Raw genomic sequence first — 6,810 nt, forward strand, 5'->3', positions numbered from 1 at the left:
TTTAAGCGGTTGATGAAGCAGAGGCTTCCGAAGAACCGGATACCTTGATTTTTTTTGTTAATGATGAAAGATTTTTCCGGGACACATCAACAAGGAATTTTCCTTTCAGAAGTTTTCTCCCCAGTAGTACCGGATAGCTCATGGTACGGCGGTCTGCCAGCGAAAATTCCGTCCGGATTTTCCGCCCGAACAGCATAATTTGTGTCTTGATTACATACCGGCGCTCTTCCTGTCCAAACGAATTTTTAATGGTTTTTTCTTTAAAATCACTTACCGAAAAGCGCTGTTTGGGAGCCCCTTTCTGTACATCAAGATAAAAACTAAGCCGAAGCTGCTCTCCCTGCTTTACCAGACGTACCCGCGAACAATGAATGGAAGAGGTAGCAGCTCCCGTATCTACACGGGCCTGTACCTGATGCCAGCCCAACTCCGGAAAATCTACTATTTCCGTGGCGCCCAGGGTATCCTTGCGCCGCTTCGGAGAAGATTTCTTTGGCTTCGTAATCATGACTTTTTAAAAAGCTGTGCCACTGTAAGAGACAGGTCGAGGAACACCATCTTGGGACGAACGTTACGCTCTACGTGGTAGTAGGCTTCGTTGACCTCACTCACCATGCGTTCGAGTGCTTCCATGGGTACGGCCCTGGAGAAGTTCTGGACAAAGGCTAGTTCATCGCCGGGTACCCGCAGTAGTTCGCCCGCTCCCTGCGTCCAGACGAGCATATCCCGGAAGAGCCGGAGTGCGTACTCAAAAAGCCCTTTCTGGGTTTCCTTATTCATGGCATCGAAAGTATCAGCCAGTTTTACCAGGTGTACCACGTCCTGCTTATAGCACGAGCGCATCCAGTCGGCAAACCAGCTTTGGCGGTCATCAGGATTCTCCTGCGCCATCCGCTTCGCTTCCGACAGGTTACCGTCGCAAAGGTAGGCAATCTGGCGGGCGCGGCTTTCCTCAATAGTGTGATGTTTTTGTAAAAAATCACTAACCTCTTCATCGCTGAATGTGGGCACCGCTATGCGCTGCGTCCGCGATAGAATGGTAGTCAGCAGGCGGTCAGACTGGTCGCTTACCAGCAGGAAAAGCGTTTTGACGGGCGGCTCTTCGAGTATCTTAAGCAGCGCATTGGCCGAGGAAGGGTTCATTAGCTCGGGCTTCCAGATAATCAGGATCTTGTACTCGCCTTCGTAGGATTTAAGCGAAAGCTTGCGCAGTATGTTACGGGCTTCTTCTACCGGAATATTCCCCTGTTTGTTATCGGCCCCGATATAGTCCAGCCACTCGGGCAGTACCCGGTAGGGACTTTCCAGTACAAATTCCCGCCAAAGGGGTAGAAACGCCTCACTGCCCGTACCATTTACTTTTTTAGAAGTAGCGGTGGGGTAAATGACGTGCAGGTCGGGATGGATGAGCTTGTGCATTTTGACGCAGGAGGCACAATGGCCGCAGGCGTCGTCGTCGAGCCGCTCTTCGCAGTTGATATAGGTAGCAAAGGCCAGCGCCAGGGCCAGCGCACCTCCGCCGACCGCTCCGTCGAAGAGCTGCGCGTGTGCAACGTGACTCTGGTGAACCGAGCGCCTAAGCGCCTGCTTTACGTAGTCCTGGCCGGGTATCTGGTTGAATAGCACGGTTAAAATGAGCGTATATCCTGTTTCATACGGAGCGCCTGCGTACGCTCAAATACTTCCCACAGCAAGGTTTCTTCGTCTTCTCCGAAAGCCACGTCCCGGCGGTGTACGGTTTCACGGGCCACGGCCATGGCTTTTTCGAAGCGGTAGGTAGTGAAGCCTTCGGCGTTACCTCCCCAGGTAAACGAGGGAATAAATTTGGGCTGAAAACCGGCACCGAATACATTGACGTTGACCCCCACCACGGTACCCGTATTAAACATGGTACTGATACCCGCCTTGGTGTAGTCGCCCATGAAGAGCCCACAAAACAGCCGACCCGTATCTACCAGCTCTTCCGCCGCGTAGTTGTACAGCTTAACGGGTTTATAGTCATTTTTAAGATTGGAATTGTTGGTATTAGCGCCCAGGTTACACCACTCACCCAGTACCGAGTTGCCCAGGTACCCGGCATGCGCCTTGTTACTATACCCGAACAGCACCGAGTTGTTTACTTCGCCGCCCACCTTGCAGTAAGGCCCAACGGTAGTATTGGGACGAATGATAGCTCCCTGGCTCAACACGGCTCCCTCACCCAGAGCAAAAGGCCCCTGTACTATAGATCCTTCCCCCACCACGGTGTTTTTGCCAATATAGATGGGGCCTTTCTCCGCATTCAGAACAGCCGCTTTTATGGTAGCCCCTTCCTCAATAAAGATAGCCTCGGGCCGGTAGCAGCGCGTGAAGGGGTCGGTTAGCTCCTGCGAAATGCGGTTTTTGGTTATCCGGTCAAAATCGGCTTTTATCTGCGCGCCGTTCTCACCGAATATATCCCACAACTGCCGGATCATCACGAACGGCCGGGGGTAGGTACTCCTACTAAAGGAATCAAGGCCGGAACCGGGTTGCCAGCGGTGGGCGGTCCGTAGGGCCAGCAGCTCATTCTGCTCCGATACCAGCGCCGATTCGGCCGTCAGCTCCAGCAGGGCAGTAGCCAGGTTTTCGTCCGGGCAAAGGGCCCCGTTTATATATAGGTTATCTCCGGCGGTTAGCAGCGGGTAGCGGGTCTGCAGGTAAGGTTCGGTCAGGTAGGAGGGAGGGGTACCCAGCGCATTCGACCATTTTTCAGCCAGCGTCAGTATACCACAACGTATTCCCGCCACCGGACGCGTAAATGTAAAGGGAAGCAACTGAACCCGTATTACCGGATCATCGAACAGAATAAGGTTAATCATGCCACTTAGTATATGGTATGGTACGTCCAAAGTTCGCCTAATTTATTGGATCGGGCAAAAAATAAGGCAGTCTCTCTGCTTGCGCAATGGGAGACTGCCTCATTATACTAGTATGCAGCAACGAATTGTTACTTGCCGTAGCGCTTTCTGAACTTATCAACCCGACCGGCTGTGTCAACCAGTACGTTCTTACCTGTATAGAAAGGGTGTGACTTGGACGAAACTTCTACTTTGTACACAGGGTACTCTTTGCCATCTTCCCACTGAATAGTTTCGTTGGTTTGTATAGTCGAACGGGTAATAAACTTGTCATCGCTCGACAGATCCCAGAATACGATGTCCCGGTAATTTGGATGAATATCTTTTTTCATCGTTATGTATTGTTAATGTGTTATTTACGTTTCTGCGAAAAGGACTGCAAAAATAGGAACTTATTCTTATCTCCCCAAATACTGTCTGCTATATTTTTTATTTTCAGCCATTCACGAAGTTTTAGCCCTAAATCCAAATCATTTTCTTGTTTCACGTAGTTATAATAATTAGTTTATAAACCCTAAGTAAGACAAGAGTAACTGATTGATTATTAAGTCACTACTAGCAGTTTTCGGGTTTAAAATATTTTCTGGTATTATTTTGATAGCTGTCTTTAGGTAGGCGATTCTATAAAGCTCTTGAAATAAGATTCTTAACAAATCATTAACATTAGATAGCGATTAGATTTTTTAAAGTAAGGTTCGGAAGGTAAAAAAAACCGGGTTGTTTTTTAGGAGTCTTTGCCGTTACTTCAAGGAAAAATTCTTCCCGCCGAATCTTAAATAATAGTAATAATCATATCTATAACCTGTTGAAAAACAACTACATACCATGCCAATGTACGTAATCAAACGCGACGGTCGAAGAGAGTCGGTGAAATTTGACAAGATCACGGCTCGAATTGAAAAGCTCTGCTATGGTCTCGATGGAAACTATATTCAGCCCATTGAGGTAGCCAAGAAAGTGGTAGCCGGTATCTATGACGGTGTCACTACCGCTGAGCTGGACAATCTGGCTGCCGAGACCGCCGCTTCCATGACTACTAAGCATCCTGATTACGCTATTCTGGCAGCACGTATAGCTATTTCCAATCTGCATAAGAATACGCTCAAGTCGTTTTCGGCTACCATGAAGCGTCTGTATACTTATGTAGATCCCAAAACCGGAGAAAATGCTTCCCTCCTCTCGAAGGAAGTATACGATGTAATCCGTCGCAATGCTGCCGTACTGGATTCTACTATTATATATGACCGTGACTACGCTTATGACTATTTTGGGTATAAGACGCTCGAAAAGTCGTACCTGCTGAAGGTAGATGGTAAGATAGCCGAGCGCCCGCAGCACATGCTCATGCGCGTAGCCATTGGTATTCACCAGCAGGATATTCAGGCGGCCGTAGAAACCTACAATCTGTTGTCGGAGAAATGGTTTACGCACGCCACTCCTACCTTGTTCAACGCAGGTACACCCAAACCACAGATGTCGTCCTGCTTCCTGCTTACCATGAAGGAAGACAGCATCAATGGTATATATGATACGCTCAAGCAGTGTGCGCTTATTTCGCAGTCGGCGGGAGGTATTGGTCTTAGCATCCACGACGTTCGCGCTACGGGTTCCTATATTAAAGGTACCAATGGTACTTCCAACGGTATAGTACCTATGTTGCGCGTGTTTAACGACACCGCCCGCTACGTAGATCAGGGAGGTGGAAAGCGCAAAGGGTCCTTTGCTATATACATGGAACCCTGGCATGCCGATATTTTCGACTTTCTGGATCTGAAGAAGAACCACGGTAAGGAAGAGCGCCGCGCCCGTGACCTGTTCTACGCCATGTGGATTCCGGATCTATTCATGAAGCGCGTAGAAGCCAATGATACCTGGTCGCTTTTCTGCCCGCACGAGTGCCCCGGCCTGTCCGATACGCACAGCGATGCGTTCGAGAAACTATATGAACAATATGAACTGGAAGGAAAAGCCCGTAAGGTAATCAAGGCACAGGACCTGTGGTTTGCTATTCTTGAGTCTCAGATTGAAACCGGTACTCCTTATATGCTGTATAAGGATCACGCCAACGGCAAATCCAACCAGAAAAACCTGGGTACTATTAAGTCGTCGAACCTCTGTACTGAGATCATGGAGTACACGGCTCCCGATGAAGTAGCCGTTTGTAACCTGGCTTCTATTGCGCTGCCTAAATTCGTAACGCTGGCAAGCGACGGCTTTATGCGCTTCGACCACCAGAAACTCTACGAGATCACTAAGGTAGTTACGCGTAACCTTAACAAGATCATTGACCTGAACTACTATCCCGTACCCGAGGCCGAGCGCAGCAACAAGCGTCACCGTCCTATCGGTATCGGTATTCAGGGATTGGCCGATGCTTTCTGTCTCATGCGTATGCCGTTTGACTCCGACGAAGCCCGGCAGCTCAACAAGGATATTTTCGAGACCATTTACTTCGGTTCCATGGAAGCGTCTATGGAGCTGGCCCGCAAGGAAGGTCCTTACGAAACCTGGGCTGGCAGCCCGGTATCACAGGGTATCTTCCAGTTTGATATGTGGGGGGTAACACCAGAGAGCAACCGCTGGAACTGGGAAAAGATGCGCAAAGATGTCATGAAGTACGGCGTACGCAACTCATTGCTGCTGGCCCCCATGCCTACCGCCTCTACCAGTCAGATTTTGGGCAATAACGAGTGCTTCGAACCCTTTACTTCCAATATCTACGTTCGTCGGGTGCTGTCCGGTGAGTTTGTAGTAGTGAATAAATTCCTCCTGAAAGACCTGGTAAAGCTGGGCCTCTGGAACGAAGACATGAAGAATAAGCTGATTACAGCCAATGGTTCGGTCCAGCCTATTCCTGAGATTCCTCAGAACATCAAAGACCTGTACAAAACGGCCTGGGAAATAAAGCAGCGGTCTATCCTGGATATGGCCGCCGACCGGGGAGCTTACATCTGTCAGTCGCAGTCGCTTAATATTTTCATGGAGGACCCCAATTTTGGTAAGCTGACCTCCATGCATTTCTATTCGTGGAAGAAAGGTCTTAAGACAGGTATGTATTACTTGCGTACCCGTGCCGCCGCTGATCCGGTTAAGTTCACCGTACAGAAGCAGGCCGAAGCTCAGATTGAGCCTGCCGTGGCCGCTGTTGCGGAGAAAGAACTTAACTACGAACAGTATGCACAGGAACACAAGAAGCCGGTAAATCGCGACAGCCGTTCGGATATGCAATGTTCCCTGGATGATCCCGAAGGCTGCGAAGCGTGTGGTTCGTAAGCTTTAAAAAGCCTACTAATCAAAGAACCAAACTAGAAGTCGTTTAAGTTTAAAGAATAACCAAGTGAAAGGCCCCGGTTCCACAAGGATCGGGGCCTTTCTTCGGCCAAAGAACTCCCCTAAAAATAACCAGAGATTAAGGAACCAAGGTCAAGTACCTCCGTGTTATCTTCCCGTGCTCTGGTGAAGTAGAAGCCTTGTCCGGAAAAAAGCCCAAGCTCCTTGAAAATATTCTTATGGAGGTGGCACTCCGGAATAGCCTGTGCATGTTGTTTATCAGGATCAGGCTTGGCAGAGTAAGTAGAAGCAGATCAGCCGCTTAGACGACAGTTAAAAAAATAGTTGTCCAAACCCTTGCAGAAAGGGTAGCTCCTATACTACTTTTGCCCTCCCAACCAACGGGAACAAGGCACAGCAGACGGCCGGGCAGGGTCCACAAAAGAAGGCCTATGTAGTGAAGCTAAAAGTTCTTCCTAATCAGGAACTAATAAGAGCAGCCCCGGCGTTAAGACTAAGGGCCCGATCAGGTAAAGCGACCTTTCTTAGGTCCCACTTCCCCCCAAAGAGAGAGCAGGAGGCGTCTGAAAAAATCCAAACAGCAGAAAGGATACCGCCCCGGCAGCGGAGAGGAAAAGCTCCGAAAATATTTTGGGCTGCT

General features: G+C 49.2%; 5 protein-coding genes. 1 reads left to right on the top strand and 4 read right to left on the bottom strand.

What is annotated here, in order from left to right; genetic code table 11:
* Position 1 precedes the first annotated feature (1 nt).
* The 4 genes from VGN67_RS04855 to VGN67_RS04870 form a co-directional block, all read right to left on the bottom strand.
* On the bottom strand, positions 2–508 hold the full coding sequence (locus VGN67_RS04855) for an ATP-dependent zinc protease (RefSeq protein WP_327485648.1): 507 nt from the start codon (positions 506–508) through the stop codon (positions 2–4).
* Positions 505–1,626, bottom strand: coding sequence for a DNA polymerase III subunit delta' (gene holB / locus VGN67_RS04860; protein ID WP_327485649.1), 1,122 nt, complete (start codon positions 1,624–1,626; stop codon positions 505–507). Before holB ends, VGN67_RS04855 begins: the two co-directional genes overlap by 4 nt.
* Before the next feature lie 2 nt (positions 1,627–1,628).
* Positions 1,629–2,840 (bottom strand): putative sugar nucleotidyl transferase, encoded by a 1,212-nt coding sequence (locus tag VGN67_RS04865; protein ID WP_327485650.1) that lies wholly within the window; start codon positions 2,838–2,840, stop codon positions 1,629–1,631.
* A 128-nt stretch (positions 2,841–2,968) separates the two neighbouring features.
* Positions 2,969–3,211, bottom strand: coding sequence for a type B 50S ribosomal protein L31 (locus tag VGN67_RS04870; RefSeq protein ID WP_327485651.1), 243 nt, complete (start codon positions 3,209–3,211; stop codon positions 2,969–2,971).
* A gap of 499 nt (positions 3,212–3,710) precedes the next feature.
* On the opposite strand from VGN67_RS04870, the gene VGN67_RS04875 reads away from it, so the two are divergent.
* On the top strand, positions 3,711–6,152 hold the full coding sequence (locus VGN67_RS04875; RefSeq protein ID WP_327485653.1) for a ribonucleoside-diphosphate reductase subunit alpha: 2,442 nt from the start codon (positions 3,711–3,713) through the stop codon (positions 6,150–6,152).
* The last annotated feature ends 658 nt before the right edge of the window (positions 6,153–6,810 follow it).

This window comes from Telluribacter sp., assembly GCF_035998675.1.
In the GTDB taxonomy this organism is placed as follows: Bacteria; Bacteroidota; Bacteroidia; order Cytophagales; family Spirosomataceae; genus Telluribacter.